Annotated in this window: 24 protein-coding genes; 8 read left to right on the plus strand and 16 right to left on the minus strand. The window is 51.7% G+C overall.

Annotated features, from left to right (window positions below):
• A partial coding sequence (locus tag IT781_RS22195; protein WP_228778935.1) for a hypothetical protein occupies positions 1 to 276 on the plus strand: 276 nt, incomplete at its 5' end.
• Between the two features lie 14 nt (positions 277 to 290).
• Here IT781_RS22195 and IT781_RS04870 read toward each other — a convergent pair.
• The 8 genes from IT781_RS04870 to IT781_RS04905 form a co-directional block, all read right to left on the minus strand.
• Complete coding sequence (locus IT781_RS04870; protein ID WP_194969020.1) at positions 291 to 1,595, minus strand: replication-associated recombination protein A; 1,305 nt, start codon at positions 1,593 to 1,595, stop codon at positions 291 to 293.
• 57 nt (positions 1,596 to 1,652) lie between these two features.
• Positions 1,653 to 2,282, minus strand: a complete 630-nt coding sequence (gene lolA, locus IT781_RS04875) for an outer membrane lipoprotein chaperone LolA (protein WP_194969021.1) — start codon at positions 2,280 to 2,282, stop codon at positions 1,653 to 1,655.
• A gap of 12 nt (positions 2,283 to 2,294) precedes the next feature.
• Positions 2,295 to 4,631, minus strand: coding sequence for a penicillin-binding protein 1B (mrcB, locus tag IT781_RS04880; protein WP_194969022.1), 2,337 nt, complete (start codon positions 4,629 to 4,631; stop codon positions 2,295 to 2,297).
• Positions 4,632 to 4,789: 158 nt separating this feature from the next.
• A complete protein-coding gene (locus IT781_RS04885) occupies positions 4,790 to 6,532 on the minus strand; it encodes a bifunctional diguanylate cyclase/phosphodiesterase (protein ID WP_228778936.1) in 1,743 nt (580 codons plus the stop codon).
• Between the two features lie 346 nt (positions 6,533 to 6,878).
• Positions 6,879 to 7,871, minus strand: a complete 993-nt coding sequence (locus IT781_RS04890; RefSeq protein ID WP_194969024.1) for a zinc-dependent alcohol dehydrogenase family protein — start codon at positions 7,869 to 7,871, stop codon at positions 6,879 to 6,881.
• Positions 7,872 to 7,961: 90 nt separating this feature from the next.
• Positions 7,962 to 9,116, minus strand: coding sequence for a carboxynorspermidine decarboxylase (locus tag IT781_RS04895; protein ID WP_194969025.1), 1,155 nt, complete (start codon positions 9,114 to 9,116; stop codon positions 7,962 to 7,964).
• The gene (locus IT781_RS04900; RefSeq protein ID WP_194969026.1) at positions 9,116 to 9,724 is read right to left on the minus strand and encodes a 5-formyltetrahydrofolate cyclo-ligase; all 609 of its coding nucleotides are present in this window, start codon (positions 9,722 to 9,724) and stop codon (positions 9,116 to 9,118) included. Before IT781_RS04900 ends, IT781_RS04895 begins: the two co-directional genes overlap by 1 nt.
• A 51-nt stretch (positions 9,725 to 9,775) precedes the next feature.
• Positions 9,776 to 10,786, minus strand: a complete 1,011-nt coding sequence (locus IT781_RS04905) for an isocitrate/isopropylmalate dehydrogenase family protein (protein ID WP_194969027.1) — start codon at positions 10,784 to 10,786, stop codon at positions 9,776 to 9,778.
• 135 nt (positions 10,787 to 10,921) lie between these two features.
• Between IT781_RS04905 and IT781_RS04910 the strand changes: the two genes are divergently transcribed.
• The gene (locus IT781_RS04910; RefSeq protein ID WP_194969028.1) at positions 10,922 to 11,830 is read left to right on the plus strand and encodes an NAD(P)-dependent methylenetetrahydromethanopterin dehydrogenase; all 909 of its coding nucleotides are present in this window, start codon (positions 10,922 to 10,924) and stop codon (positions 11,828 to 11,830) included.
• Between the two features lie 54 nt (positions 11,831 to 11,884).
• Positions 11,885 to 12,790 (plus strand): NAD(P)-dependent methylenetetrahydromethanopterin dehydrogenase, encoded by a 906-nt coding sequence (locus IT781_RS04915; RefSeq protein WP_194969029.1) that lies wholly within the window; start codon positions 11,885 to 11,887, stop codon positions 12,788 to 12,790.
• Between the two features lie 50 nt (positions 12,791 to 12,840).
• On the opposite strand, the gene IT781_RS04920 is transcribed toward IT781_RS04915, so the two are convergent.
• Complete coding sequence (locus IT781_RS04920; protein ID WP_194969030.1) at positions 12,841 to 13,485, minus strand: response regulator; 645 nt, start codon at positions 13,483 to 13,485, stop codon at positions 12,841 to 12,843.
• Positions 13,486 to 14,354: 869 nt separating this feature from the next.
• On the opposite strand from IT781_RS04920, the gene IT781_RS04925 reads away from it, so the two are divergent.
• Complete coding sequence (locus IT781_RS04925; protein ID WP_194969031.1) at positions 14,355 to 14,750, plus strand: cupin domain-containing protein; 396 nt, start codon at positions 14,355 to 14,357, stop codon at positions 14,748 to 14,750.
• 64 nt (positions 14,751 to 14,814) lie between these two features.
• Here the strand turns inward: IT781_RS04925 and IT781_RS04930 are convergent, their stop codons facing one another.
• The 6 genes from IT781_RS04930 to IT781_RS04955 all read right to left on the minus strand — a co-directional run bounded on the left by IT781_RS04930 (position 14,815) and on the right by IT781_RS04955 (position 21,694).
• Positions 14,815 to 16,038 (minus strand): aminotransferase class I/II-fold pyridoxal phosphate-dependent enzyme, encoded by a 1,224-nt coding sequence (locus IT781_RS04930; protein WP_194969032.1) that lies wholly within the window; start codon positions 16,036 to 16,038, stop codon positions 14,815 to 14,817.
• Between the two features lie 10 nt (positions 16,039 to 16,048).
• The gene (locus IT781_RS04935; protein WP_194969033.1) at positions 16,049 to 17,005 is read right to left on the minus strand and encodes an NAD-dependent epimerase/dehydratase family protein; all 957 of its coding nucleotides are present in this window, start codon (positions 17,003 to 17,005) and stop codon (positions 16,049 to 16,051) included.
• A 97-nt stretch (positions 17,006 to 17,102) separates the two neighbouring features.
• Positions 17,103 to 18,269: a lipocalin-like domain-containing protein gene (locus IT781_RS04940; protein WP_194969034.1), complete on the minus strand. Its 1,167-nt coding sequence runs from the start codon at positions 18,267 to 18,269 to the stop codon at positions 17,103 to 17,105.
• Positions 18,269 to 20,791: an FtsX-like permease family protein gene (locus tag IT781_RS04945; protein ID WP_194969035.1), complete on the minus strand. Its 2,523-nt coding sequence runs from the start codon at positions 20,789 to 20,791 to the stop codon at positions 18,269 to 18,271. The genes IT781_RS04940 and IT781_RS04945 overlap by 1 nt, the downstream gene beginning before the upstream one ends.
• Positions 20,775 to 21,473 (minus strand): ABC transporter ATP-binding protein, encoded by a 699-nt coding sequence (locus IT781_RS04950; protein ID WP_194969036.1) that lies wholly within the window; start codon positions 21,471 to 21,473, stop codon positions 20,775 to 20,777. Before IT781_RS04950 ends, IT781_RS04945 begins: the two co-directional genes overlap by 17 nt.
• Before the next feature lie 29 nt (positions 21,474 to 21,502).
• Complete coding sequence (locus IT781_RS04955; protein ID WP_194969037.1) at positions 21,503 to 21,694, minus strand: hypothetical protein; 192 nt, start codon at positions 21,692 to 21,694, stop codon at positions 21,503 to 21,505.
• 140 nt (positions 21,695 to 21,834) lie between these two features.
• Here IT781_RS04955 and IT781_RS04960 point away from each other — a divergent pair, with 140 nt between their 5' ends.
• Complete coding sequence (locus IT781_RS04960) at positions 21,835 to 22,413, plus strand: hypothetical protein (RefSeq protein ID WP_194969038.1); 579 nt, start codon at positions 21,835 to 21,837, stop codon at positions 22,411 to 22,413.
• A gap of 30 nt (positions 22,414 to 22,443) precedes the next feature.
• On the opposite strand, the gene IT781_RS04965 is transcribed toward IT781_RS04960, so the two are convergent.
• The gene (locus tag IT781_RS04965; protein ID WP_194969039.1) at positions 22,444 to 22,830 is read right to left on the minus strand and encodes a hypothetical protein; all 387 of its coding nucleotides are present in this window, start codon (positions 22,828 to 22,830) and stop codon (positions 22,444 to 22,446) included.
• Positions 22,831 to 23,603: 773 nt separating this feature from the next.
• Between IT781_RS04965 and IT781_RS04970 the strand changes: the two genes are divergently transcribed.
• The 3 genes from IT781_RS04970 to IT781_RS04980 all read left to right on the plus strand — a co-directional run bounded on the left by IT781_RS04970 (position 23,604) and on the right by IT781_RS04980 (position 26,611).
• Positions 23,604 to 24,125, plus strand: a complete 522-nt coding sequence (locus IT781_RS04970; RefSeq protein ID WP_194969040.1) for a DUF1264 domain-containing protein — start codon at positions 23,604 to 23,606, stop codon at positions 24,123 to 24,125.
• Positions 24,126 to 24,438: 313 nt separating this feature from the next.
• Positions 24,439 to 24,861, plus strand: a complete 423-nt coding sequence (locus IT781_RS22205; RefSeq protein WP_305076249.1) for a pilin — start codon at positions 24,439 to 24,441, stop codon at positions 24,859 to 24,861.
• 241 nt (positions 24,862 to 25,102) lie between these two features.
• Positions 25,103 to 26,611, plus strand: a complete 1,509-nt coding sequence (locus IT781_RS04980) for a hypothetical protein (protein WP_194969041.1) — start codon at positions 25,103 to 25,105, stop codon at positions 26,609 to 26,611.
• Positions 26,612 to 26,613 lie beyond the last annotated feature (2 nt).

Genomic DNA, 26,613 nt, shown 5'->3' on the forward strand with positions numbered 1-26,613 from the left:
ATCCATGCAGTCGAAAGAAAAGGAACCAAAAGAAAGGCCGCCCGGTTGCCGCTTGGCTCACTCGGCACATCCATGTACCTCGCCCTTCGGGTGCAAAGCATGCAAATCGGCTATCCTGCCGATTTGTCCTGCGCTCCTCGCTTTCGACGAGGGTTGCCAGAAGGGCCATCCTTGGCCCTCTGGCAACGCGCTGCATCCATGCAACGCCCCTGCGGGCTGTTCTCGCCGAAAGCTGCGGTACTCGGCGCGGCAAACGGGAAAGGGTGCCTATCGTAACATCAGAAAGCAGGTTACTTTACGCGCTTATCCAACTCTTTCAAATGCCTGAGCTTTTCCTTGATTTTAATCTCCAGCCCCCTGTCGACCGGTTGGTAATACTGAGTCCCTGCCAGCTCATCGGGAAAGTAGTTTTCGCCGGCCGCATAGGCTTCCGGTTCATCATGCGCGTAACGGTATTCCTTGCCGTAATCGAGCGACTTCATCAATTTGGTCGGCGCGTTGCGCAGATGCACCGGCACGCTCAGGCTGCCGCTTTGTTTGGCGTCACGCATGGCCGCGTTATAGGCCATGTAAACGGCATTGCTCTTAGGCGCGCAGGCCAGATAAACGACGGCCTGAGCCAATGCCAGCTCGCCTTCGGGGCTGCCTAGCCGCTCCTGCGTTTCCCAGGCATTGACGGCTATCTGCAAGGCCCGAGGGTCGGCATTGCCGATATCTTCCGAAGCCATTCTAACGATGCGCCTGGCCAGATAGGTCAAGTCGCAGCCGGCGTCGATCATGCGGCAGAGCCAATAAAGCGAGGCATCGGGTGAACTTCCGCGCACCGACTTGTGCAAGGCTGAAATCTGATTGTAAAACTCCTCGCCCTGATTATCGAACCGCCGTACGCCGCCGGTCAGCACTTCCTTGGCCGTTTTTTCATCAATTACGCGACTGCCATTGGCTGCGGCAAGCTCCACGGCGATTTCGAGCAGATTCAACAACCTTCTGGCATCGCCATCGGCCGCTTCGGCAAATTGCCGTTTAACGTCCTCTGCCATTTCGACATTCAGGCTGCCCAATCCCCGCTCCGTGTCGGTTAATGCCTTGTTCAACACGCCCAGCAGGTCTTCGGGCGTCAATGCGTTGAGTACATAAACGCGAGCCCGCGACAATAACGCATTGTTGAGCGCGAAAGACGGATTTTCAGTCGTCGCGCCGACGAAATAGACGGTGCCGTCTTCCACATGCGGCAGGAAAGCGTCCTGTTGCGATTTATTGAAGCGGTGCACTTCATCGACGAATAAAATAGTCCGCCGATGCTGTTGCTGCTGAATTCTTTGCGCTTCGCCAACGGCCGCGCGGATTTCCTTGACGCCGGCCAAGACCGCGGAAATAGGCATAAATTCGGCATCGGAATGATGGGCGATAAGCCGAGCCAGCGTTGTTTTGCCTGTGCCAGGCGGCCCCCAGAAAATCATCGAATGCAGCTTGCCTGAAGCGATGGCTTCATACAAGGGCTTGCCAGGCTTCAAAACATGCTGCTGGCCGACATAGTCTTCTAACGACCTTGGCCGCATCCTGTCGGCCAAGGGTTTGGTCAAGTCTTCAAACATATAAAGGCGGAGAAAGATGAAGGGCTCAAGCTGCCTGTCATGCGCCGGTCTTCCTGATTATTCGGAGAAGACATCGGCGCCTTTAGGCGCATTGAATTGAAACAGATCCGGCTTGACTTCACGATTGGTCACCACATTGGAAAAATAAATGCGCGTCAGCTGGCCAAAATTGTCGCTTAATTCCATGCCGCCCAGTGTGCCGCCACTCAGGCCGATCAGCACATATTTAAAACCGCTTTCCTCGTGTTTGGGCAGCAATTTTACCCAGAGCAGGCCTTCGTCTTCGCCCTGTTTCTCCATCGTAAAGTTATCCTCCAGGGATACCTCGCCGCTTAACAGTAGAGCCGGCGTGGAGCCCACCGACTCATCGAGTTTTTTAACCGTGACCTGTTCCAGGTCCGGATCATAAAACCAGACTTTTCCGGCATTGGATATAATTTGCTGCTGAATGGGCTTTTTATAATCCCAGCGAAACTTGCCGGGCCGCTGCAGATAAAACTCTCCGAAACTGGTTTGTACCGGATCGCCGGCTTCATTGATCAGCACCTGTTTAAAATCGGCCGTCAATGTCCTTGTGGCGCTCAGAAATGCTTTCAGTTCCCGGACCGGTCTGTCTTCCGCATAGCCGGCACCGCTAATAAAGACCAATACCAGCAAGATCAGACGAAAATAATTAATTTTATTCATAAATGCCCTAACTTATTGCGGAAAAAGATTGTTGAAAAAGGTGTTAACCCCATCGGCCGGCGCGGTTTCCGCACAGGCCGCATACTCAATCGGAGCAGAACCGGCAATGTAAGGATATTCCCGCGCGCCCTCGCAGGTTTCATTCGCCAGCAAACCGCTATAAGGATCAACCCAGGCCATTTTGATATTGTCCGGCGGAACCAAATTCACCGGCTGCGTCGAAATCTGCCGCATCAGCGATATCCAGACTTGCAGGGCACCGGTCGAACCGGTCAGGCCGATAGGTTTATTATCGTCGCGGCCCACCCAGACCACCGATAAATAATCACCGGTGTAGCCGGCAAACCAGCTGTCTTTCGAATCATTGGTCGTGCCAGTCTTGCCGACCAGGCCATAATCATACGGGAACACCGAATAGGCGGCGCGCCCCGTACCTTCACGCATGACTTCCTGCAACATTGTGTTGACGATATAAGTGGCGGCAGGATCGACTGCCTGCCTGACCGTAAACGGATAACTTTGCAGGCGTTCGCCATTGGCCGCGACTACGGCCCTGATGCCCCGCAACGGCGTTGAAAAACCGTCGCCGGCCAGCGTCTGGTACATCTGAGTGACTTCCATCGGCGTCAATTCCGCAGCCCCCAGCAAAAACGAAGGAAACAGATCGACAGGCCGCGTCACGCCCATATTTCTTAAAGTCTTGACTGTTCTGGCAATCCCGACATCCATACCGATGCGCACCGTTGCCAAATTGTAGGAATGCGCCAGAGCAGTATGCAATCCGACGTTGCCGTGCTCCCTGTGATCGTAGTTTTTCGGCTCCCAGATCTTGTCGCCGCTTTTGATATGGATGGCCGTGTCGCTGATCGGCGTCGTGATTGTATATTTGTCCGGATACTCCAGCGCCGTCAAATAAACGACCGGCTTGATCAAAGAACCGATCGGCCGGACCGCATCCAGTGCGCGGTTAAATCCAGCCGCCGAGTTTTCCCGCCCGCCGGTCAGCGCGGCAATTTCGCCGCTATCCCTGCGGGTCACGACGACCGCCGTTTCAAGATCATTGGCTTTGGGCAGTTTCTCCAGCTGGTCCAATTTAGTGGCGACGGATTTCTCCAGCGCGTCCTGAACCACGGTATCCAGCGTCGTAAAAATAGCCAGACCTTCGGATGTTAAATCTTCCTCGCGGTATTCCTGTCTCAACTGCCGTTTAACCAGGTCAAGAAAGGCTGGATAGCGGTTTGCCGAGCGATGCGTCCGATCAACCACATTCAGCGGCTTTGCCTTCGCCGCAGCCGCCTGCTCAGGCGTAATGTAAGCTTCCGCCGCCATCTCATCCAGAACCAGATTGCGCCGTTGCAGAGCGCGTTCAGGATAACGCCGCGGATCATAATAAGAAGGCCCGCGAACCAGGGCGACCAGCGAAGCCACCTGTTCCAACGGCAGGTCTTTTAAATTGCTGCCAAAATAAAATTCACTGGCCAGCGCGAAGCCATGCACGGCGCTGCCGCCGTCCTGGCCGAGAAAAACCTCGTTCAAATAAGCCTCAAGAATCGCATTCTTGCTGAAGCGGGCTTCCAGTATCAGCGACATGAAAACTTCATTGACTTTACGCCACAGGCTGCGTTCAGACGTCAGGTAAAAATTCTTGACCAACTGCTGAGTGATGGTACTGCCGCCCTGCACGATGCCGCCGGCGCGGACATTAGCCCACATGGCGCGGGCGATGCCTTTCAGTGAAATGCCGAAATGGTCGTAGAAGTCCCGATCTTCAGTCGCCAGCAGGCCTTTGATAAGAGCCTCGGGCGCATCCTGCCATTTGATCAGGATACGGTCTTCCTTGATGGTGGGATAAAAACTGCCGATCTGCACCGGATCCATGCGCACGATGGCCACTTCTTTCGATTGAGCCAGATCGATGATATTGGCTATGCCGGAATCGGTAAAGCCCACACGCAAAAGGCTGGATGACTGCTGCTGATCCCAGAAGGTAAAACTGCGGGTCTTCAGGCTGACATACGGTCCCTGTCTGAAATACGTGCCTTCCGATGATAACCGGGCATCCTTGCGATAATGCAGCGTCTGTAATAAATCTTCAAATTTTGCCGCGGAAACGCCATAGCCGGCATAGAGCTCAACCGGGCTGGCGTAGACACGGGCGGGGATGGCCCAGCGGTTCCCTTCAAACTGCTTGCGTACGTTGTAATCCAGATATCCCAGATAGCTCAGCAGAACAAACGTGAATCCGGCAATAAAGGCCCAGATCGACTTTCTAAACCAATGAGAAGCCGGCCTGTTCACCTTTTTTTTCTGGACATATCGAACCCCGCGCTTTTTCGTTTTTTCTACCATAGCCTCTTACAATATTCATTTTCATAATTATCATCCTGACAGCATTTCTTATTATACATAAATAGGATTGCCTGAATCAGCAACCCTCAATCTATCTGTATAAAATGAACGATAAATGAATAATACAGGCTGGCTTTTAAAAAACGATTAAATCAGGCTCAGCTGGCACAGCGGGACTTAGTCAAACCGTGCCTTCGAAAAGCGCTTCGGGACGAGAGCTGCTCGTTGGGCTTGCCGAAAATGTGGCCTTGACCGTAATTGATCCCGATTTCCTTCAGAATTTTGATCGTTCGGGGGCATTCGACATACTCGGCAATGGTTTTCTTGCCCAGCTTTCTGGCTATCTGCTGCATTGAGCGGACCAGTATCTGGTCGGTTTCATCATTGACCAGATTCTGTATAAATTGGCCGTCGATTTTCACATACTCAACGGGGAATATTTTCAGATAATTGAACGAGCAAAAGCCGGCGCCGAAATCATCCAGGGCAATCTGGCAGCCCAATGCACGGATCTGATTGATCATGGACAGGGTCTGTTCAAAATTGCCCACTGCCGCCGTCTCAGTGATTTCGAAGGTGAGGCGGTCGCCGCCGACCCAGGACGTATCCAGTTTCTGCTGAATGAAGGCGGCGATCGAATCATCCTGAAAGGCCATGCAGGACAGGTTGATCGCCAGCTTTACATGCGACAATTCCTGTGGCAGCGAAGCCAAAAAGTCTATGGCTTTATCGACCACCCAGGCATCGATGCTGTAGATAAGCCCCATCCTTTCCGCAACCGGGATGAACTCGCCCGGGTCAATCACATGTTCGTCGCTGCCTCTCATTCTGATCAAGACCTCATAGTGGGAGATTTCGCCGTCGGATAAACCCACCACTGGCTGAAAAACAAGAAAGAATCTGTCATTCAACAGCGCATCCCGGATTAAGGACATCCAGTGGATATCACGCTGCCTTTCCTTGAAAGCCTGATCGTCTTCGCAATACAGCCATACTCTGTTGCGGCCTTTGTTTTTGGCTATCGAGCAGGCCTGATGCGCTCTGGATATCAGCTCTCCGGGATACTTGACAATTTTGGAAGATTTTAAAGAAGCGATGCCGATAGAGGCCGTGATATGGTAACAGGCATTGTCTATGGTAAAGCGAAATTCATCCAGTCTTTTACAAATACGCTCCGCAATAACCATCGCATTATCGAGGGTCGAATTTTCCAGATACAGACATAACTCGTCCGATCCGACCCGGGCGAACAGGCCTTTTGCCTGAATCGCCTTTTTAATAACGGCCACTACTTCAACCAGCAATCCGTCAGCGGCCGCAAACCCTTCCAAATCATTGATCAATCCGAATCTGTCCAGATCGATAAACAATAACACGCCATTTTGCCGGGATTTGGCATGTTCATGCAGCTCCAGATAAAGATGCTGCTCAAGATTGCGCCGGTTCAGCAAGCCGGTCAGATCATCATGGATAACCAGATATTCTAATTTCGCATTAAGCAATTTGCGTGCAGCCAACTGGGAAATCAGTTCTTCTTTCTGCTTATAGCGCAGAAAACGCTCGTCCTTCAAGACTAAAAGAAACTCAACCAGCATGAGCAATTCGGTAGCAAGGTACGGACGAACCAGCTCATAAAACTGGCATTTGCCTCCTAATGCCAGAGTCTTGTTCTTCGGCGGCTCATCAACAAGCACAATGAAGGGCAGGAAAATCCCTTCATCCTCATGCGGCAAGACTTGGCACAATTCCTCAATCTGACAGCGGGGCAATTTCTCATCAATGATAACCGCCCCCAATAGCTCTGGTTCATGTTGATAGGCGCGCAGTATTTCATGGATCTGATCGCCATCGGCGGCAACAGCCACGTTATTGAATCCCCGCGCTTGCAGAAATTCTATCATTTCAATTCTTGAGGCAGGATCTGCATCAGCAACAATAATTTTTCTTTGTTTTTGTAAACTGCTCAACATCTTTGACCTGCCTTAACACGGCGTTAACTTTTCTGATATTTAAAAACATTCCATACACTGCCTGACAAAGTCAAGGCGGATTGAAATAATTGAAAAGCTTAACTATCGTTAATCTAACACTTGAAAAATCAATAACATTTTTCAGTATAAATAAGAAACCTTAAATTCCCATGATTTTTCTCAGTTACAACCTTATAACTGGTATGCCCACGTTGACTGACGATGCCCACTATGCAAATCTGTTCAGCTTTGATCTTTATCAAACAGGGTTGGCCGGTTATATTTCGAGCACAACCTTTCCGGTCATGTGCCCTTCCCCTAATAGCTTATGCGCATCGGCTGCTTGATCGAGTTTCAATACATGGCTGACGCGCGTCTTTAGATCCCCGCGGTCAATCAGTTCGGCGCATTGCTTTAAAATCTCCACATGCTTTTCGCGCGCAGCATCAAGCTCTCTCAGCATGGGCGTCAACATCAATTCAAAACCGATCTTCAAATTGCGCATGCGGGCCTCCGCCAGGCTGATCAGGCCGGGGTCCAGCAACGTCACGATACTGCCGAAATGAGCCGTAGCTTCTATACTGGCTATAAAGACCTCAGGGCCGACCGTATCGAAAACCAGATCGGCGCCTTTTCCTTCGGTCAAGCTGTTGATGCGATCCTGCAGATTCTCATCCCGGTAAAAAATAACGTCATCAGCGCCCAAATCGCGCACAAAATCGGCTTTTTCCCGGGAACTGACCGTCGTAATGACACGGGCGCCTTTTTGTTTTGCCAACTGTATGGCCACATGCCCTACGCCGCCGGCGCCGGCGTGGATCAGAACCGTTTGTCCTGGCTGCAGACCGCCTCGCTCGAACAGGGCGCCCCATGCCGTAATCAAGACCAGCGGCAGGGCCGCCGCTTCGGTAAACGAAATGGTTTTGGGTTTCAAAGCTACCCAGCGGCTGTCGATTACCGTATATTCGGCATAATTGCCCTGCTCTTTCCCCAGGCCGCCATTGCAAAACCATACCTCATCACCGATCTTATAATTTGTCACGCCATCGCCTACGGCAACGATGGTGCCGGCGCCATCGCAACCCAGCACGGCCGGCAGCGCATCCTTATAGAAGAGCCCGTTGGCCCGCACCTTGGTGTCGATGGGATTGATGCCGGCTGCCTTAAGGCGGACTTTTACCTGAGCCGGATGAGTTATTTCCGGTTCCGCTATGTCCTGTAACTGCAGAACTTCCGGACCGCCTTTTTCAGTCATTAATACTGCTTTCATCGTCATAACTCCATTGCTTAATTTGAACTTTAAAAACTGTTACCGTGTGCCTGTTTCGGTTACTGACACTGATTTCTTCTAACAAGTTGCCTAGGATACAGTCCCATTCCTCATCCACTGGCTGCGGTAATCCGCATAGTCATAGCGCTTTAATAAAGTGACTTTTTCTGACGATGCCTCATAGACATCAGGCAGATTGTGGCCGTTAAACCGGTTGGCCTTGATCAGGCTGTAGGCTCCAATATGTTTGAAAACCACGCGGTCGCCCATCTTCAACGGTTTATTGAACCGATATTCGCCGAATATATCGCCGGCCAGACAGGTGCAGCCCGCCAGAACGGCCACATACGCGCCTTCCGGCTCATGCTCGTGCAGTTCGGGCTGGCGCTGATATTCGAACACTTCCGGATTATGATTGATTGATGTATCAAGTACGGCAATGGCTTTGCCGTCGCTGGCAAACGTATCGATCACGGTAGCAATCAAATGCCCTGCCTGCCCAACCACGGCCTTGCCCGGCTCGATATAGATATCGATGCCGAAATCGTTTTTCAGCCGGCGCACCAGATCAATAAAGCGGCTGTGATCTTCGATCCGGTTAAACAGATAGCCGCCGCCCAGATTCAACCATTTCAGGTGTGTGAATCTTGCCCCCAAATGAGACTGAAGTTTTTCTATCGTTTTAATTAGCGGCGTGAAATCCGTTGCTGAAAAAACGGTATGGAAATGCAGTCCACTGATCTGGTCAAGAAAGTTCGAACGGCACAATTCATCGATATCGACGCCCAGTTTCGAAAACGGCCGGCACGGATCGAAGCGATCATCATCAAGGAAGGACAACTTGGGATTCAGCCTCAAGCCGACCGAAGATTCAGCCCTGGCCGCCTCGCCAAAGCGCTGATACTGATTTAAAGAATTGAAGCTGATGTGCGTGCACAGGCTTGCAATGTCATCGATCTCATCGGGCCTGATGCCGGGAGTCGTTAAATGTATGCTACCCTGTCCTGTCAGAATTTCATCAGCCAGCCGCGCTTCAAACAGAGAACTGACCGAGAAGCCGTCGACAAAAGGTCTTGCCAGCTCAAGCACAGAGGAAAAAGGCAGCGCCTTGATCGAATACAACACTTTGCAGCCGCACTGATTGCGTAGCGTATCCAACACTTTCAAAGTATTTACGATCTCGGCGGCATCCAGAACAAAAGCCGGCGAGGAAGCAACGCTGTTTTTTAGCGCCTGAAAATCCATTAGCCTGCAAGCGGCCGGCCAGGGCCTGCATAAATCGCTTTTTCCGTCATCACAAAATCCATGGCCACATCATGAGATGCCATGGCGATCCGATCCAGTAATTGGGATTCATAGCACACGCCGATCAACACGGCATCGGCCCTGACGCACCGCAATAAACGGTCATAGTAGCCGGCGCCGTTGCCAAGGCGCCCGCCGCGCCGGTCAAAAGCCACGCCCGGCACGACAATGCAGTCGAGCTGTTCCGGTGCGATTTCCTTGCCGGCCTCGCCCCAGCGTTGCTTGGGCGGTTCCAGAATTCCCCACATGCCGGGCGCTAATTCGGCAAAGTCTTCCAGCCACCATAGGCCTAATTTGTTACGGCCTTGCTCATCTTTGGTACAGTAGGGAATGATGATACGTTTGTCGGTCGAAATTTCGTGCCTCAGAGTCGGCTCGGTTCTGACTTCCGAGCGGCAGTGGATGTACCACATCACGGTTCTGGCTTGCTGATAGGCCGGATGCGCTGTGATTTGATTGCAAATGACCCGGCTGGCCGCCTCTTTATCCGCTTGTGCGTTGCGGGCATCGTAAGCTTTGCGGCGTTGCTGGGCTTTCAGATCGATCATCGTATTAGACTGACAGGGACGACCATCAGGCCGCCCCGCATTAATGAGAGTTTATCGCATGGCCGCAATAATGGCATCGCGCATTTCGGTAGTGCCGGCCTTTGAATTCCGGTTCAAATCCGGCGTGACCAACTCGCCGTCGCCGATGACTTTTTCAGTCGCGGCCTTGATGCGGTTCGCAGCCTCATGCTCGCCCAGATAATTCAGCATCATGACGCCCGCCATGATAACAGCCGTCGGGTTGGCGATATTTTTGCCGGCGATATCTGGCGCGCTGCCATGCACCGCCTCAAACAGTGCCGCATCGCTGCCGATATTGGCGCCCGGAATCAATCCCAGGCCGCCGACCAGGCCGGCCGTCAGATCGGAAAGAATGTCGCCGAACATATTGGTGGTCACAACCACATCGAACTGGGACGGATCCATGACCATATGCATACAGATGGCGTCGACGATTTTCTCATCGCACTCGATGTCCGGATAGCGCGCTGCCACTTCTCTGGCAACATCCAGAAACAAACCCGACGTGTACTTCAAGATATTGGCTTTATGGCAGATCGTGACTTTTTTGCGGCCGTTTTCACGCGCGTATTTAAAGGCATACTCAACGATACGTTCCGAACCCTGGCGCGTCACGACAGCCAAACTTTCAGCGATGTCTTTTTTAGGGGTCAGAAAATGCTCTAAACCGGCATACAAGCCTTCCGTATTTTCCCTGACGACGACGATGTCGACATTGTCAAAACGGGTCTGCGCGCCTTTCCAGGTTTTGGCCGGGCGGACATTGGCGTAAAGATCATATTGCTGACGCAAGGCGACATTGATGCTTCTGAAACCTTTGCCGACCGGCGTCGTCAGAGGGCCCTTGAAAGCCACGCGGTTTTTTTCTATCGAGGCCAGGGTTGCATCAGGAATCGGCGTGCCGTGTTTTTCAAACGCGGCCATGCCCGCGTCGGCTTCTTCCCAGTTTATCTTGGCGCCGGACGCATCGATAATCTTGACCGCAGCCTCCATAATGGAAGGACCGATACCATCGCCTTTAATCAACGTAACGTTGTGCATTCATTTCTCCGAAAAATAAAAATGCCTTGATAATACAAGATTCACCATTTTTTTAAAAATCCAAAAAGCCCATGACGGTGTTATTCTGCCATTTTTTCTTTTATACTTGCCTGCTCAACACATCAAGGGGATATCATGGAAAAACCATTCATTTTACACATGCTGACCACAGCCAAAAACCTCAGCCCGTTTGACGTCAACATGGCGATGGATGCCGGCTGGGTTTCAGCAGTCCCGTATATCAATGTCGAGCCCAGCGAAGTTCAGGGGCTAGTACAGGACGCCATTTTCTCGCGCAGCCAGAAAAACCTGAAAAGAACCGCCATCTTCATCGGCGGCCGCGATACCAAACAGGCCATGGATATGCTGAGAGCAGCCAGACACGCCATGGTGCCTCCCTTTGAAGTCTCCGTTTTCGCCGACCCCAGCGGCGCATTCACGACCGCAGCCGGCATGGTTGCAGCCGTCGAACGCGAATTAGCCACGAAATTCAACACCACGCTGGCAGGCAAAAACATCCTGGCATTGGGCGGAACCGGCCCGGTCGGTCAGGCAGCCGCCGTGATTGCAGCGCAGGCAGGCGCCCATGTAAGGATTATCGGCCGTCAACTGGAAAGAGCACAAAGCATAGCCGACATGTGCAGCAATGAGTTCGGCGACGGCAAAATCACTATTGAAGCCGGGGCCGATGCCGACAAGGCCGAATACATCAAAACGGCCGACGTAGTCTTTGCAACAGGCGCTGCCGGCATTGAGTTGCTGAGCGCAGAGCTGGTTGCGTCAGCGCCTCAACTGAAAGTGGCCGCCGATGTCAACGCCGTGCCGCCATCAGGCATTGCCGGCGTCGATGCATTCCATGACGGCACGCCGATTCAAGGCTCAAAAAGCGGCGCTGTCGGCATAGGCGCACTGGCTATAGGCAATATCAAATATCAGGCTCAAAACCGTCTGCTGAAAAAAATGATCGCTACCGATAAACCTGTTTACCTGCATTTCGAGCACGCTTTCGAAGTTGCAAGGGATTACATTAAATCAAAAGCTTAATTTGTAAGCGGGTTTCATTTCAGCTTAACCCGCCCTATTGAAAGAGGATCTCTAATGCAGAAACGCAGCATTATTCACATGCTGGACCCCATGCCGAACAACAGCCCATTCGATGTCAATATGGCAATGGATGCGGGCTTTGATGTGCTCGTGCCTTACAGTAACGTCAAACTGGACAAGGTTTATGGCCTGACCCAGGACGCCATATTCTCTCGCGGCCCGTCCGGGGTCAAACGTACCGGCATTTTTATCGGCGGGCGCGACCTGGGCCTGGCCATGGACATGCTGGATACTTGCAAACAAGCTATGGTTCCCCCTTTTGAAGTCTCTGTTCTTGCCGATCCTAGCGGCGCATTCACGACAGCGGCCGCATTGGTGGCCTGCGTAGAAAAAGAGCTGAAAGCAAAACACGGCAAAGAACTGAAAGACTGCAATGCCGTCGTCTTCGGCGGAACCGGCCCTGTCGGCGTCGCTACAGGCGTCATCGCATCCCTGGCCGGCGCAGACACGGCATTGGTCGACCATTTGTCAATCGATACCGCCCTGGATATGGCCAAGGAATACAATCGCCGTTTTGGCTGCAACCTCAGAGGCACGTACGCCAGTTCCGAAGCCGATAAAGCCCGTCTGGTCGCCAATGCCGACATCATCTTTTGCACAGCAAGAGCCGGCATTCAGGTTTTGAGCGCCGATGTTCTGAATGAAGCGAAACGCTTGAAAGTAGCGGGTGATGTGAATGCGGTTCCGCCATTGGGAATCGAAGGCATCAAGCTCAAAGACATGGGCGCGCCATTAATCCATGCCGTCAATGCATCGGGTGCGGTGGGCGTAGGCGCTTTGGCTGTTGGCAATGTTAAATACCAGCTGCAGCATGAATTGCTGAAATCCATGCTGGAAACCGATAAGCCATTGTATCTTGATTTCAGAGACGCCTTTAACAAGGCCCGGGGGCTGTTATAAGCGACCGGAGGAGGGGCGCATCCTGGCGCCCCTCCATTTGAACAGCCCTGCTAAATCAGAGCAGAGTCGATATGACCGAATTTAACCGCCAAGCGCGTTAATTCAACATCATTTTTTATGTGAAGTTTGTCATAGAGGCGATAGCGGTAGGTATTAACGGTTTTGTCGCTCAATATCAGCATATCCGCCATTTCCTTGATAGTTTTTCCCTGAAGAATTAAAGTCACCACTTCGGCCTCTCTCTGAGATAGCTTTGAAAATGGCGATTCACTATTGCCAGACAACCCTTGAAAGGCTAAATTATTGGCCACTTCCGCGCACAGATAGCGCTTGCCTTCCATCACCTTACGGATTGCGCTCACCATTTCTTCGGCCGAAGAGCCTTTGGAAATAAACCCCAGGACGCCCAGCTTGAGCAATTGACGTGGAATAGGTCCATCATTATGGACTGATAGCGCAATTATTTTTACTTTAGAATCATGCTGTAAAATTCTACGACATGCCTCTACGCCGCCAATGCCGGGCATATTCACGTCCATCAGCACCACATCCGGCGACAGATTAACAACTGCATCGACAGCTTCTTCTCCAGACTTGGCCACACCGACAACTTTAATATCTTCAGCAGCGTTCAACAATGCTTCGATACCGGTCCGGACAAGTTCATGATCATCAACAAGCAAAACACTAATCATACATTTTTTGTTGTTTTTTAATTAGTTACAAACCAATTATTTGAATAGGAATTACTGTCAACACTCTTTTAACAGTCTTTCTATTATAGCGTGACATATAAGCTATTATACATACGTAGCTTTACTTATGTTCGATAATATACGTCATATTCAATCTCCACCCAGATTCTCACTAATCAATATTTGCACGATTATAAGGTTACATTACCATCTTAAGATAAAGCATTAATAAATCGATAAAATATTTTACAAAACAATAAATTACCGTTTTACTCCAGGGATTTTACCGCTCATCTTCATCATAATCCTTACGGCGCGACCTTCTTTCTCGATCATCGTTTATGAAAGTGTTTAAATCGATAGCTGTGTTTTCTCTAAATATTAAACCTGAATTTTTACAAAAAAGTGAATAGCATGCCTGCAAAAGCGCGGATGTAACCATAAAAGCTATCATACATATAAGACGATCATAATAATAAAAACCCTCACTCAGATTGGACCACTCAGATTGGATATAAAGTTACCTTAAAATTTATAATAAAATTTTATCCATATTTTTTAATCAGCCTATTGATTTATGTCAAAATAAGGCAAATGTTATCGCCATACGCACTTGATACACTGCGCAAAGGCCCGGCAAGCGAATCTGTAATTGGCTATACCGGAAGCGACCTGTTTGTATTGATCTCTTTCATTCAGCCCATTAACAATACGGCGCTGAATACCGAAGATAGCCTGTCTAAACCAATTATAGCCGGGCAAACTCAAACAGATGCCGAAATAACTGGAAACTTGTAGCAGCAAACCGATCCAAATCCGCTTCAACTTGCAAAACTGATTCCATAACACATAAAAAACGAGGCAAGCACATGATCAAAATTCAAACTATTACCCCCGCTGGACTAACCTTGATGTCACTGACGGCACTATTCGCCGGGCACATGAACACGGCCTCGGCGGAAGAAAAGCCGGCATTAGGCAGAACCGTGCTATTGGAAAACAAGGTGGAACTGCCCAGCAAAAACATCAATGCCAGGACAATACGAGTCACCTTCCCGCCCGCTTCTAAAACGCCCGAACATACGCATGAAGGCCCAGGCCCCCGCTATGTAACCAAGGGCAGGCTGAAAGTGATCGAGGGCGGCAAAACCCATATTTATTCTGCTGGCGACGTGTTCTGGGAATCCGGCGAATTAATGTCGGTAGAGAACGTAGGAAAAGTGCCAGCCGAAGTGATCATTTTTGAAATGGTGCCGACCGAATAAAAGCCAGCAAGCGCGACTTTAGCCGCCCTTCCCCAAATAGAAAAGCCGTACCTGCATTGGAGCGCTATGGCTTAAACTCGGCCAGCACAGCCAATAAATAATCCATATCCTTTTCGGTATGATCAGCCGATACCTGCAGCCTGATTTCCTGCTCGCCTTTCGGCACGACCGGATAATTGAGCCCCGTAGCCAGAATCTGATGCGTGAACAAGTGTTCCACCAAAGCCGTGGTTTTTTCCGTATCTCTGATCAGAATGGGCACGATAGGATGCTCGCCGGGCAAGGTTTCAAAGCCCAACCGTATCAGTCCGGCCCTGAGCCGCGCACTCAGGCTGCGCAATTTCTCCAGCAGATGCATACCTTCCGGACCGTCTGCAATGTCTAGCGCAGCCATGGCTGCAGCCGCCTCGGCCGGCGTGATCGGATTCGAGTAGATGTATAAAGGAGCTGTTTCGCGCAGATAGGCGATGACGGCCGAACTCGCAGCCACATAGCCGCCGTTCACGCCGAACGCCTTGCCGAGCGTGGCAATCAGGATATCGGCCTTGCCGCCGGTATATTCTTCTGTGCCGCGCCCGGTCCGGCCGAAAGCGCCGACCCCGTGCGAATCATCGACAACGGTGATAATGCCCTCGTCATAGCCGGCTTCATGGCGCCGGCAGCAGGCACTGATCCGGTCAAGCGCCGCATGATCGCCGCGCATGCTGAAAATGCCGTCCGTCACGACGCAGACTCGCCTGACCTGGCCTTTATTGGCATCCAGGATGCGCTCCAGCGCATCAACATCGGCATGCGCATAAACTTCTTTCCTGACCGGATGCGACAGACGAATCGCATTGATGATGCAGTTGTGGTTCAGCGCATCGCTGACGACCAGTGTCTCGTCAGAGATAAACTGCGGCAGCACGCCGATCATGGTCGCATAGGCGGCGCTCATGATCATGGCGGCATCGCGGCCGTGAAATTCGGCCAGCTTTTTCTCCAGTTCGACATGCGGTCGGTAAGTGCCGCTGATGAAGCGCACCGCGCCGGGCCCCGTACCGAATTTTTCTGCCGCTTCAGCTTCTGCCTTAATTAACTCGGGATGTCCGGTCAAGCCCAGATAGGAATTGGAATTCATGCGCAAAAACGCCTGATCCGCGCAGCCTTCCAGAAAATAGCGCGGACCGAAACCATCCGCGGCCGCTTGCCGGCCGGTAATGATTTTCTCATTGCCCTTGCTTATGCCCTGCTCTTGCAACTGAGTTAATTTCGCATTGAATAACTGCTCGATTTTTGTCAGCGACATAAATACCTCCTTAGCCTTTGCCCAGTTTGACCTCTATTTTCTCCAGCATATCCTCGACCATTTTCGACAGATCGAAGCGCGGCTGCCAGCCCCATTCCGCTCTTGCAGCGCTATCGTCCATATGCCGGGGCCAGGAATCGGCGATCGCCTGACGCACCGGATCGATACGGTAACCGATCGTAAATCCCGGCAGATGCTTCTGTATTTCCGCAGCCAGCTGCCGGGGCGTAAAACTCATGGCCGTGATATTGAAGGCATTGCGATGGCGCAGCTTTCGGCCGTCCGCCGTCATTAACCGAATCGCGGCATCGATCGCATCGGGCATATACATCATGTCCAGTTGCGTGTCGGCCTCAAGAAAACAATCGTAATGCCCGTTTTTGACGGCCTCATAAAAAATATCCACGGCATAATCCGTCGTGCCGCCGCCCGGCAATGCAACATTCGAGATCAGCCCAGGATAGCGCAAACCGCGCGTGTCGACGCCGAAACGGCGATAATAATAATCGCACAGCAGTTCCCCTGAGACCTTGGTAATGCCGTATAAAGTGGCAGGGCGCTGAATCGTGTCCTGCGGCGTATCGACAGCGGGCGTGCCGCCCCCGAAAGCGCCGATGGAACTGGGAAAAAATACGGCGCAGCCATGCACGCGCGCTGCCTCCAGCACGTTGAACAGACCGTTCATGTTGATATCCCAGGCCAGCTGCGGCTTTTCTTCCCCGACCGCGGACAACAGCGATGCCAGATGAAAAACCGTATCGATTTGATAATCTTCGACGACCTGACGCAATGTCGGAACATCGCGCACATCGAAACTGCAATAAGGCCCAGTCTGCTGCAACTCGCTGAGCGGCGGCCTGCCATGCCCGGCCGCCACGACATTATCCGCGCCGAATCGATCGCGCAGAGCCATTGTCAATTCGGAGCCTATCTGGCCTGTAGCCCCCGTAACCAAGATCTTTTTCATAGCCATCCTCGCTTTTTTATGTTTTTTGTTCATTAGCGGTCAGGCTGGGTTGATAAACCCGGCGTTTCGGAGTTACCCAACCCACACGCAATGCGTATCAATACCCTGTCAACTCAACATAGCCCTGGCCTGAAACCGGCCTGCCGTTTTTTGTCCCCTTGATGCTGACCGCGCCTTCCCAATACCGGACGCTGACATTGAGTTCCTGATCGTTTATCAGCGGCACGACATCAAGCTCAAGCCGCTGGCCGGGCACGCTCAAGCGCCACGATGACGGATAGCGGATCTTCGAATGCGGGCTCGTCCAGGTAGCCAAAACTTCGATCGCAGCATCCTGCGCCGTAAGCGGCACTTTGACATTGTCGGCCAGCACGATGGAACCGGAACTGTTGCGGTCAACCCTACCATCCTTGCGTCTGAGCTGGTAAAACATCAATTCGCTGCCATCGGAGAGCTGCAACGCGAACCAATCCCATCCGGCCTGCTCCTTAGACAATGAACTCGTGCTCCATTCCCTGTCCATCCAACTATTGCCAATTACCGAAAACAGAGTGTCGCCGATGCGCACGCTGCCCTCGGTCGCCAGCCGGGTATAGGAATAATAATACGAGGCGTTGCCGGGTTCATCACTTTTCCGGCTCAGGCCGTCCTCGCCCTGAAAAACCGGCCCCTTCATGGGCGTCAGCATAAAATCGATGGCGAATTCATCACTTTTCGCGGACAGACGCAACGGAAAATCCGTGCTGTCCCGGGCCGAAGCCGACCAGTCATAAAGCCAGACCCGATACTGTTTATCGGAGGCGCCGGCCAAGCCATTGGCGGCGCGGCTGAAGCGCTCGTCGGTATAAAAACGGTCTTTCCCGGCATCGGTCAGGGTCAAATGAGCCATGTATACTTGATTGCTTCGCCAGGCCGACTTTGATGCCGGCGCGTCAGGACTCAATGCAAAGCGGAAAAACGTCAGCTCATAGCCGAACCTGCGCCCTTCGGCACTGCTCAGGTTGCCGGTGAAGTACCACCATTCGGTCCGGTATTGATCGTGCGCGCCATGATCAAGAGGAAACGAGAACTTGCGCGGCTTTAGAGCCCTTGCAAAGCCTTTGTCGCTTTCAGACAATACATCGCTGAAGACATCGTCTTTTTTCGACAAGGTTTTACCGAAAGACTTGTCAGGAATCGGTTCGAGATCAAACGGGAATTTGGCAGGCAGCCACCAGAGGACCGCCAGCACTATAAGCAAACCTAAAAAAATCAGTTTTTTCATCACTCGTTCCGCAACGCTTCGGCCGGCCGGGTCCGCGCCATTTTCAGCGCAGGCAGGACGCCGGCCAGCAAAGCGGCGCCAAACGCCAGCGCCAGCCCCTGATAAACAACGGCCGCATTGGAATAAAATGCCATCGTCCAGCCGAACGAACGCAAGTAAATGACGAAAATCAGCACATACGCGACAACATAGCCAACCGGCACGGCAAACAGACCCGCCACCAGTCCCATCAGTCCCGTTTCGCCGATGATCAGCGCCGTCAGCTGCACTGGCGTGACACCTATGGCCCGCAGCACGCCCAATTGCCGCGTTCGCTCGAACTGCAAGGCCATCAGGGCGCTGAAAACGCCGACAAACGCGATGATGGCCGACAGCCAGCGCAAGTTTTCCGTAATCGTGAACGTCTGTTCGAACAAGCCCATCGATGCCTTATAAATCGCCCGGTTCGACTGTATCGACTGCGGCGGCTTAAGCCACTGGCCGAGCTGGTCTTCCAACCGTTTCAAGTCCACGCCGGGTTTGGCGTAAATGCCGATGCCCGAATACCCCAGGTCGGGCCAGTAGCGCCCATAATTGCGCCGACTCATCACCAGATGCCCCTGGTCGCTGTAGTCGGCTTCAACCGCGATCACCTCAAAAGGCTGCTGACCTTTTTCCGTGCGCATCATGATCGTCTGGCCGACTTTGACGTCATGATGATACGCATAAGGTTCCGTGGCAATAATTGTCTGTTCGCGCTCGAACCGGTCCCAGACCGTGCCGGCCGCCTGCTTGAAAACAAAGCCGCGTCTGGCCTGGGGATTCAGCTCATACACCGACACTCTGGTAAGCGCATCATTGGCGATCAGGTTCACAGCCAGCAAACTGCTCAGCATTTGCACATCGGCATGCGCGGCCAGTTTTGCTTTCAGGCGATGCGCTTCGGATGCGGAAGCCGGCGTCTTCTCGGCCGGCAACGCTACATACAGATCGGCGCGTAGCGCGCCTTGCAGCCATTCCTGCACCGTATGCCGAAAACTGCCTATCATCAGATCCATGCCGATCGTCGCCGCAACGGCCATCATCAGCGCCGCGATGGCGATGCCGGTCCGGCTGATCTCGGCCGATACCATGCGCGCCGGCAAGCGCCCCAAAACGCCTGAAATACGCCCGAACACGCGCTCGACCAATTTCATGACCATCAGCGTGAAAACCGGCGTCAGCAAGGCGAAGCCGAACAGCAACAGAAAAATGCCGACCAGCCCCAACGAAATGCTTTTACCGGACCACAGCGCCAGCGCCAAGCCAATCGCTATGAACAGGCCGCCCGCCATGCCCGCCACTTTGATCAACCGGCGCACGCCCGATTCCAGCTGCGACCTGATCAACACCGTCATCGGCGGCAAGCGCGTCGCTTCCAAGGCGGGCGGCAGCACGGCCAGCAAGGTCGCGCCGAGTCCCAGCAGGATGCCTTTGCCCAATTGCACGGGCGTGATCATTAAAGAAGCCGCATCGAGACGGAAGTAAACCGCGTTGATGGTGCCCGAGATCAGATGCAGCAAGCCCTGAGCCAGCATGATGCCGAGCGCGATGCCGATCGCCGTGCCGGCTATCGCCAGCCAGAAGGCCTCATTGATAATCAGTTGAAAAACCTGCCGCCGCGTGACGCCCAGCGCACGCAAACTGCCGATCAGGCGCCGGCGCTGCACGACCAGAAACGTCATCGTGTTATAGATCAGGAACAGCCCGACCAGCAGCGACAACAGCCCCAAAGCCTTCAGGTTGATCGAAAACGCGCGCGTCATCTCGCGCATGGCTTGCGACTGGTCGTCTGCCGAAAGCAGCAAGACATTGGCCGGCAATATCCGGCGTATCCGGGCCAGCGTATCGGATGCGTCTTTATCGATCAACGCATCGATGGAACTAAGCCTGCCATACAGGCCCAGCACCTCCTGCGCCGTGGCGATATCGGTTATGATCAATCCCGACAGCGCCTGTTCGGAGATGGCATGAGATGGCGACAACAGGGCGATGACTTTTAACCGGCGCTCGCCGTTACCGGCCTCGACCATGATTTCATCACCAACTTTCAGATGCAGGCGCGCTGCCGTTTGCTCGCTGACCAGCGCCGTGCCGGGCTCGGCGATCAGGCGGGCAAGAAAGCCGACATCGCTGTACTGTTTTTGCCAGGCCGATTGAAAGGATTTCTCAACGAGCGGATCGATGCCGATCAGCCTGAAGCTGTCATTGGCTCGCCGCACATAACCGCTCACGATCGGCGACAGCTGCTGTATGCCCTGCTCCACGCGCAGCCGCGTGTAGAGTTTTTCATCGAGGCCGCCGTCGCCGGCCACGATGCGATGCGTTGCCGCCCCCGAAAAAGCCTTGCGCGTCTGGTCAAAGGACGCCAGCGCGCTTTCCATCGCCAGTTCGATTGCAACCACGACCGCGACGCCCAGGGCAATGCCCAGAAGCGCCAGGACCAGTTGCCAGGGATGCCGCCAGAGAAAATTGCGGCTGGCCCGGTTAAGGACAGCGCTCATCAACCGGAACCAATGATTGATCGCGGATTGAAACAATGCGGTCGGCCTGACCGATGACTTCGCGGCTGTGCGTCGCCATGACCAGGGTCTTGCCGGCTTTTTTGACCAGCGTATCGAGCAGCGCCAGAACCTGGCTGCCGGTTTCCAGGTCCAGGTTGCCGGTCGGCTCGTCGGCGAGAATCAGGTCCGGATCGTGAACCAGGGCTCTGGCGATGGCGACGCGCTGCTGCTCGCCGCCCGACAGCCGGTCGGGATAAGTCTCGCAACGGTCGGCAAGACCGAGCTTGTCCAGCAGCGTTGCGACTTTATCGCGGTCCGCCCGTGCCAGGGGCCTGATCAGTTCCAGCGGCAGCAGCAGGTTTTCGGCCACGGTCAGGGTGGGGATCAGATTATAGGACTGGAAGATAAAGCCCAGATGATGGCGGCGGAACAGCGTGCGTCCGTGCTCGGAAAGCGCCGTGATGTCGGTGCCGTTGATGATGACGCTGCCGGCATCGGGAGGGTCGATGCCGCTGATCAGATTCAGCAAGGTCGATTTACCGGAACCGCTGCGGCCGAGCAGCACGATGAACTCGCCACGGCTCACATCCAGGTTCAGATCAGTGAAAATTTGATGCCGCCTGCCTGATTCCTCATAGCTTTTGCTCAGCTTTTGTATCGATACGGCCGCTTCTGTTGGCATAAAGGTGGCACCTTGAATTCCCTCCGGCGCTAGGCCAGAAAATTGTCATCCCTTTTGGCAAGCTCGGCCTGTTCTTTCTTCTGGGTCCTGTGCATCAGGACAACGAAATAAAGCGCCAGCCCGCAAAGAATCCAGGCTTTGAGGCGAAAAAGGAACATCATCTCGGCGAGCAGTGTCGGATGACTGTGCAGATAAAGATTTATCGAATCGAATATTTCCATTAAACCCTCCTATGCAAATCCCGTTAAACCCTTTAATAGAACTGATTTTGATCAAAGAATTCAAGATTAATTTCATCGCTGTAATATTTTGGCGTTAGAATCAGAAACTTAGCAAAAACCTTGACCAGTCGAAATTGATTATGGAGAAGGAAAAAGAAATAACTTACCTGATGCCGAAAGGTCTCAGAAGATGGCGCCGATACAGCGATTTCTTTGCATACCCTGAAGATCGTGAACTGGAAGAATTAAGAATCGTGCATTCGCTGAAAGCATCGCTGGAGGTAACGAATGTCGCCTTTTTTGACCAACCCAGCACGCGGGGCCGAGGCAATGATCCGCCCGATTGCGAAGCCTTGCTGTTCGACGGCAGGCGGCTGGGCGTCGAGGTGACGGAACTGGTCGATCCCGAGGCCATCATGGCTTATAAAAACGGCGTCCTCACACAATGGGCCGAATGGGACGAAGACAAACTGATCAATTCGATCACGCGGCGCCTCAAAGCCAAGGACATCGCCAAAAATATTAAAGGCGGACCTTACGACACCTATATGGTGCTCATCCACACCGACGAGCCCATCCTCAATTTTGATTACACGTTCCCGATCCTGTCGGATCATACGTTCCGCTATTTCTCGGTTATAGACCGGGCCTTCCTGCTGATGTCCTATGACCCGAAATACCGGTGCTGTCCGTATATCGAGTTGAATATAGAAAGCTAGGCCGTGTCGCCGCTGACAGCCGGCTGCTGCTTAAGGTTTCAGATTGAAAACAATGCCAGCCCCATCGACGGTTTGCTGTTTCTCGCCTTCCGGATCGTGCGTCATAACCGCGCCACCGTTCAGTTCCAGTGCCCGCTGCTTTTTTCCGGCTGCAAACAGGTCCTGCGCAACAGCATTCTGCCCGCCCTTCTGTGCGGCGCCCTCGGTCATCTTGAACGGAATGGAAAGATCGAGCGGCTTTTGAAATTCGGTGGCATTGCCTGCGTCCGCTGCCGGCGCGTCTGTTTTTTGACCGGCTGATTTACTGCGCTCGGCCTGATCCTGTTCCGTGCCAGCCTCGGCAATGGTTTCATGACCATACAAAAAAAAGCAGGCCCCCATCATAAGCTTCAATAATGCTATGCGGTAATTTTTCATTGTCTATCACACTCCAGCCATAAAGTCATACCTCAGAATGATTATATTACACTTAATGAACAGCACCTGAATGTGACAATTAACGCCATAAAAAAATCCCAAGCTGAACAATTCGCGGGCTGGGTTGCGGCTTTGCGTAAAACAGCGGCATTAGCCGGCATGATTTCGCCTTTATTTTCGGATACGCCTAAAAATACTCGAAGTGCCAATACCCCAATTCCGTAAGGCTGGAGGATTTATTAGGGCGATCAAATGCATGCCGATTATGAATCTAATCGCATAGACAAAAATATTTAGCGGGGATAATGAATTACATCAAGGCCTAAAATCTCCGGAGGAGAGATAAGTAAAAAGCATGGGCATAAAAACCAAAACAGCGTAGAGAAGAGCCACGCCACCTATAACCAGTAAAAAACCATATAATTTTTCCATCACCGATTCCACCCCAGTCAGAAAGTCATATCTTTAAGGCAACTATGTCATACCTATTGCCATTAACTATGGACAATTAAAGACATAAAAAGTCCCAGACTAAACGGACATATTATTGGATTAGCTTTGCCTTTATGCCCTGTGGGCCCTTTGGGTAAAGTGCTAGCACTTAATCATAAGTTACGGTTGCAGCCGTTTGTCACCCGACATTAACTTGAACAAAAATCCCCATCGCCAATCTTATTTTTGTTAACGGCTCAAGCGTTTAATCTCAAGGGAAAGTTTTTTACCTCTTGTTCCTATTAGGTTTTACTAAGCAACCAGCCAAAGAGGAGATACTCATGAAAAAGTGGTTTTTTCTCACGATAACATGCACGGCAACCATCTTCATCCCCAACCTTCTGAATGCCGAAGAGCGGCCGAAAACGCCGGCCGAGGGTTACAATATTCATGTCACCGCGCCGCATCGCCATGAAGACGGCACTGTGCACGGCCCCTATCACCATTATTGCAAATCGATCAAACCCGAAATCCTGCAATGCATGATTTTCCTGTCGGACGATCCCAATGCCGAGCTCGTCGAGATCGAATATTTCGTTGACCAAAAACTCGCGCGTTCCGGCGTGACGCTGGAGCAATGGAACAAGCATTTCCACGACCACAAGGTGGAAATCGCCTCCGGCCGCGTGCAAGTACATGATGTGTCGCCCGAGAAAGCCAAGGAAATCGCCGATGCGGCCGCCAGGACTGACGGTATCATCTTCCATTTATGGCCTGAAGGCGCCAAGTTTCCGAATGGCGAGGTGTCTTTTCCGACCGCCGTTAGCCACAAGCCTGTGGATAAGCTTGAAATACCGAAATAAGCAGACAGGAAACTTCTGCAAGCCTTTTCACAGTGTATGAGGCGGCTTCAGTCGCCTCATAATCCTCAATATTCTATAAAAACTACAAAGAACACGGATGCCCATGCTTTATTAACTAAACATATCACCGCAAACTGACCATTTTTGTCACAGACTGACAAAGCCTGCCATTTTTAACGGTATTGCTAAATAGCTTTCCGACCTTCGCCTGCCCCTGAAACCCTGCAAAATCACGCTTCGCACATTTTGGCACGGCCTTTGCATTATTACTGACGTAACTCTAAACTTTCCATAACTAAAAAGGAAAAGCACCATGAACACTCAAATGAGAAAAGTACAACAAGGTTTTACCTTAATCGAATTAATGATCGTTGTTGCGATCATCGGTATTTTGGCAGCGATTGCGATTCCGGCTTATAACGATTACACAGCAAAAGCCCAAGCTTCTGAAGCTTTCGAATTAATTGATGGACTTAAATCTCCGGTTACTGCGGCATACTCAGAAGTTGGCACTTGGACTATTCCTGCTGGCTCTGTAATCAAAGGTAAATATGTTGATAAGATTGAGGCAGCCGGTGCTGATAAAGCTTGGACACTTAAAGCAACCTATGTCGCTTCCGGTGCGAATACAAAAGTTATCGGCAAAACAGTGACTTTTACTTACGATAATTCAACCGGTCAATGGACTTGCGCTTCTGATCTAGACGCAGCTGTTAAACCTGCCTCTTGCTCTTAATAGTTAATAAGGCGAACAACATTTTTGCCTTCGATTAAAAATATAATCTATACCTTAATCGAATACAAACCATCCAATCCTGCAAGAGATTGGATGGTTTTTTTATTGGTGCTTTTAATTTTTGGGGTGACAAGACTGTGTCACCTATCTCAGGAATCAATATTTTTACAAAACGCCATCCCCTGGAATAAAAGTAAGACTATAATTAGTTCTTTCTTAAATAATTCCTGTTTATATACTTATGGCTGATTCCCATGCTTTCCCCTTTGCGCTGGATCCAGAGTCTATAGACAATTGGCTGGCTGCGTTGGAACCTTTATCGGTTAACGACAAGGTCAATCAGCTCTACACACTTATTAAAAAACTCAGCAACTCGGCTATTGAAGCCTCAGTGCTCTATTCAGTCCTGGATCAATTAGCGCCGGCCATTTTAATGGCGTCCAACAGCCTTGTGCACATAGCGACCAGCAACAAGGCCGCCCATGCTGCCGATAAAACAAGAAAACTGGTTCATTTTTCCACTCAACTTACCAAAACGCTCTGTTTCGCTTATTGCAGCATCAGCAATGACAGTACGCTATGCAAAGCGCAGCAAGCTTCGATTATTTACAAGGCCATGCAACTGTCCTGCCTGCTGATGAGGCGCAACGCTGTATTTTATGAAGCGCCTGATACCGCGCTCTGGGCAAAAATCAGCGAGCTTTACCTGAACGCCAAAGCGTTCGATATCCTTGATCTGGATATTCAGGATGTTGCCCCAAGCCTGAACCGGCAACTAACTATCGAAGCCGCCCTGAAACAGGCACTGTTGTTCTCTATCTGCAACGCCTATGATTTTTCCCCTTCGGAAATTGCCGATATTTTTCACGCAACCGGCAAGCTCTGCCGTTTGCTGATACTGGATACGAACCCGTCCGAATCTTCATTCTTCTGTTGGCATCCTGATTCGCTTGCAGCCCCACACTATACTGATCCCTATAGAGCGGACGACGGGATCCTGTATATCAATACATCGGGCATCATTCGCTACTTTGAGTCAAATACGGCGCATCTGCAGCATTACCAAACTTTCCTGTCGGCATTGAACCGGCTGACCGCTTATGAGCCGGTCAGGGAATCGGCCGATCCGGCCAGCCCCACTGAATGCGATATAGCCATAGGAACGGCATGGGCGGCCCAATTGCTGAAAATGCTGATCAACAGATTTCGTATTCTTGAACTGAGCGGAACCCTGGAAGAGCAATCAGAGACAAGCGAACTTGAACTTGAGCCTCTGGAAGACGGGAAAAATAGCTTTGGTTTTATCACAACCAAATTTCTCAAAGATGAAAGACCAGCGTTTATCGCCAAAACCAGAGCCTTTAAAACCGACAGTCCCTACTTTTATACAGCTAAGATCGGCCAGGATTGCGCAATCGGAGAACCGCTAGTTTTCATACGGGAGAATAAAAAACCGCTGCTGGCGATTATCCGCTATCAGCGCATCGAGCCCGTGACGAGCCTGAAGCACATACTGTTGGAGATTCTGGACGGCAATGTTTACCCGATTGAAATCAATGAAAAAGAAGGATTCATCATCAAGCGTGTCGACGGAAAAACCGAATTTCTCCTGTCTCCCGATAATTACAGCACAGGGACTCGCTTTGCCATCGATAAGAGATTGGTAAACGGAACCTTTTGCCTAGCTAAATTTATTGAATCTACGCCGCACTTTATGCGCTTTCAGGTTAGCCAAGTTGTCACTGATTGATT

Origin of the sequence: Methylobacter sp. BlB1 (assembly GCF_015476545.1) — a bacterium.
Lineage (GTDB): Bacteria > Pseudomonadota > Gammaproteobacteria > Methylococcales > Methylomonadaceae > Methylobacter.

Coding starts and splice junctions, on each gene's coding strand:
- IT781_RS04895 (WP_194969025.1), bottom strand. CDS start 9,116: ATGGATTTTCAGGCGCTAAAAAACAGCGTTGCTTCCTCGCCGGCTTTT.
- IT781_RS22205 (WP_305076249.1), top strand. CDS start 24,439: ATGAACACTCAAATGAGAAAAGTACAACAAGGTTTTACCTTAATCGAA.
- IT781_RS04940 (WP_194969034.1), bottom strand. CDS start 18,269: ATGAAAAAACTGATTTTTTTAGGTTTGCTTATAGTGCTGGCGGTCCTC.
- IT781_RS04960 (WP_194969038.1), top strand. CDS start 21,835: ATGGAGAAGGAAAAAGAAATAACTTACCTGATGCCGAAAGGTCTCAGA.
- lolA (WP_194969021.1), bottom strand. CDS start 2,282: ATGAATAAAATTAATTATTTTCGTCTGATCTTGCTGGTATTGGTCTTT.
- IT781_RS04980 (WP_194969041.1), top strand. CDS start 25,103: ATGGCTGATTCCCATGCTTTCCCCTTTGCGCTGGATCCAGAGTCTATA.
- IT781_RS04955 (WP_194969037.1), bottom strand. CDS start 21,694: ATGGAAATATTCGATTCGATAAATCTTTATCTGCACAGTCATCCGACA.
- IT781_RS04925 (WP_194969031.1), top strand. CDS start 14,355: ATGATCAAAATTCAAACTATTACCCCCGCTGGACTAACCTTGATGTCA.
- IT781_RS04905 (WP_194969027.1), bottom strand. CDS start 10,786: ATGCACAACGTTACGTTGATTAAAGGCGATGGTATCGGTCCTTCCATT.
- IT781_RS04900 (WP_194969026.1), bottom strand. CDS start 9,724: ATGATCGATCTGAAAGCCCAGCAACGCCGCAAAGCTTACGATGCCCGC.
- IT781_RS04930 (WP_194969032.1), bottom strand. CDS start 16,038: ATGTCGCTGACAAAAATCGAGCAGTTATTCAATGCGAAATTAACTCAG.
- IT781_RS04915 (WP_194969029.1), top strand. CDS start 11,885: ATGCAGAAACGCAGCATTATTCACATGCTGGACCCCATGCCGAACAAC.
- IT781_RS04870 (WP_194969020.1), bottom strand. CDS start 1,595: ATGTTTGAAGACTTGACCAAACCCTTGGCCGACAGGATGCGGCCAAGG.
- IT781_RS04970 (WP_194969040.1), top strand. CDS start 23,604: ATGAAAAAGTGGTTTTTTCTCACGATAACATGCACGGCAACCATCTTC.
- IT781_RS04945 (WP_194969035.1), bottom strand. CDS start 20,791: ATGAGCGCTGTCCTTAACCGGGCCAGCCGCAATTTTCTCTGGCGGCAT.
- IT781_RS04950 (WP_194969036.1), bottom strand. CDS start 21,473: ATGCCAACAGAAGCGGCCGTATCGATACAAAAGCTGAGCAAAAGCTAT.
- mrcB (WP_194969022.1), bottom strand. CDS start 4,631: ATGGTAGAAAAAACGAAAAAGCGCGGGGTTCGATATGTCCAGAAAAAA.
- IT781_RS04965 (WP_194969039.1), bottom strand. CDS start 22,830: ATGAAAAATTACCGCATAGCATTATTGAAGCTTATGATGGGGGCCTGC.
- IT781_RS04920 (WP_194969030.1), bottom strand. CDS start 13,485: ATGATTAGTGTTTTGCTTGTTGATGATCATGAACTTGTCCGGACCGGT.
- IT781_RS04935 (WP_194969033.1), bottom strand. CDS start 17,005: ATGAAAAAGATCTTGGTTACGGGGGCTACAGGCCAGATAGGCTCCGAA.
- IT781_RS04890 (WP_194969024.1), bottom strand. CDS start 7,871: ATGAAAGCAGTATTAATGACTGAAAAAGGCGGTCCGGAAGTTCTGCAG.
- IT781_RS04885 (WP_228778936.1), bottom strand. CDS start 6,532: ATGATAGAATTTCTGCAAGCGCGGGGATTCAATAACGTGGCTGTTGCC.
- IT781_RS04910 (WP_194969028.1), top strand. CDS start 10,922: ATGGAAAAACCATTCATTTTACACATGCTGACCACAGCCAAAAACCTC.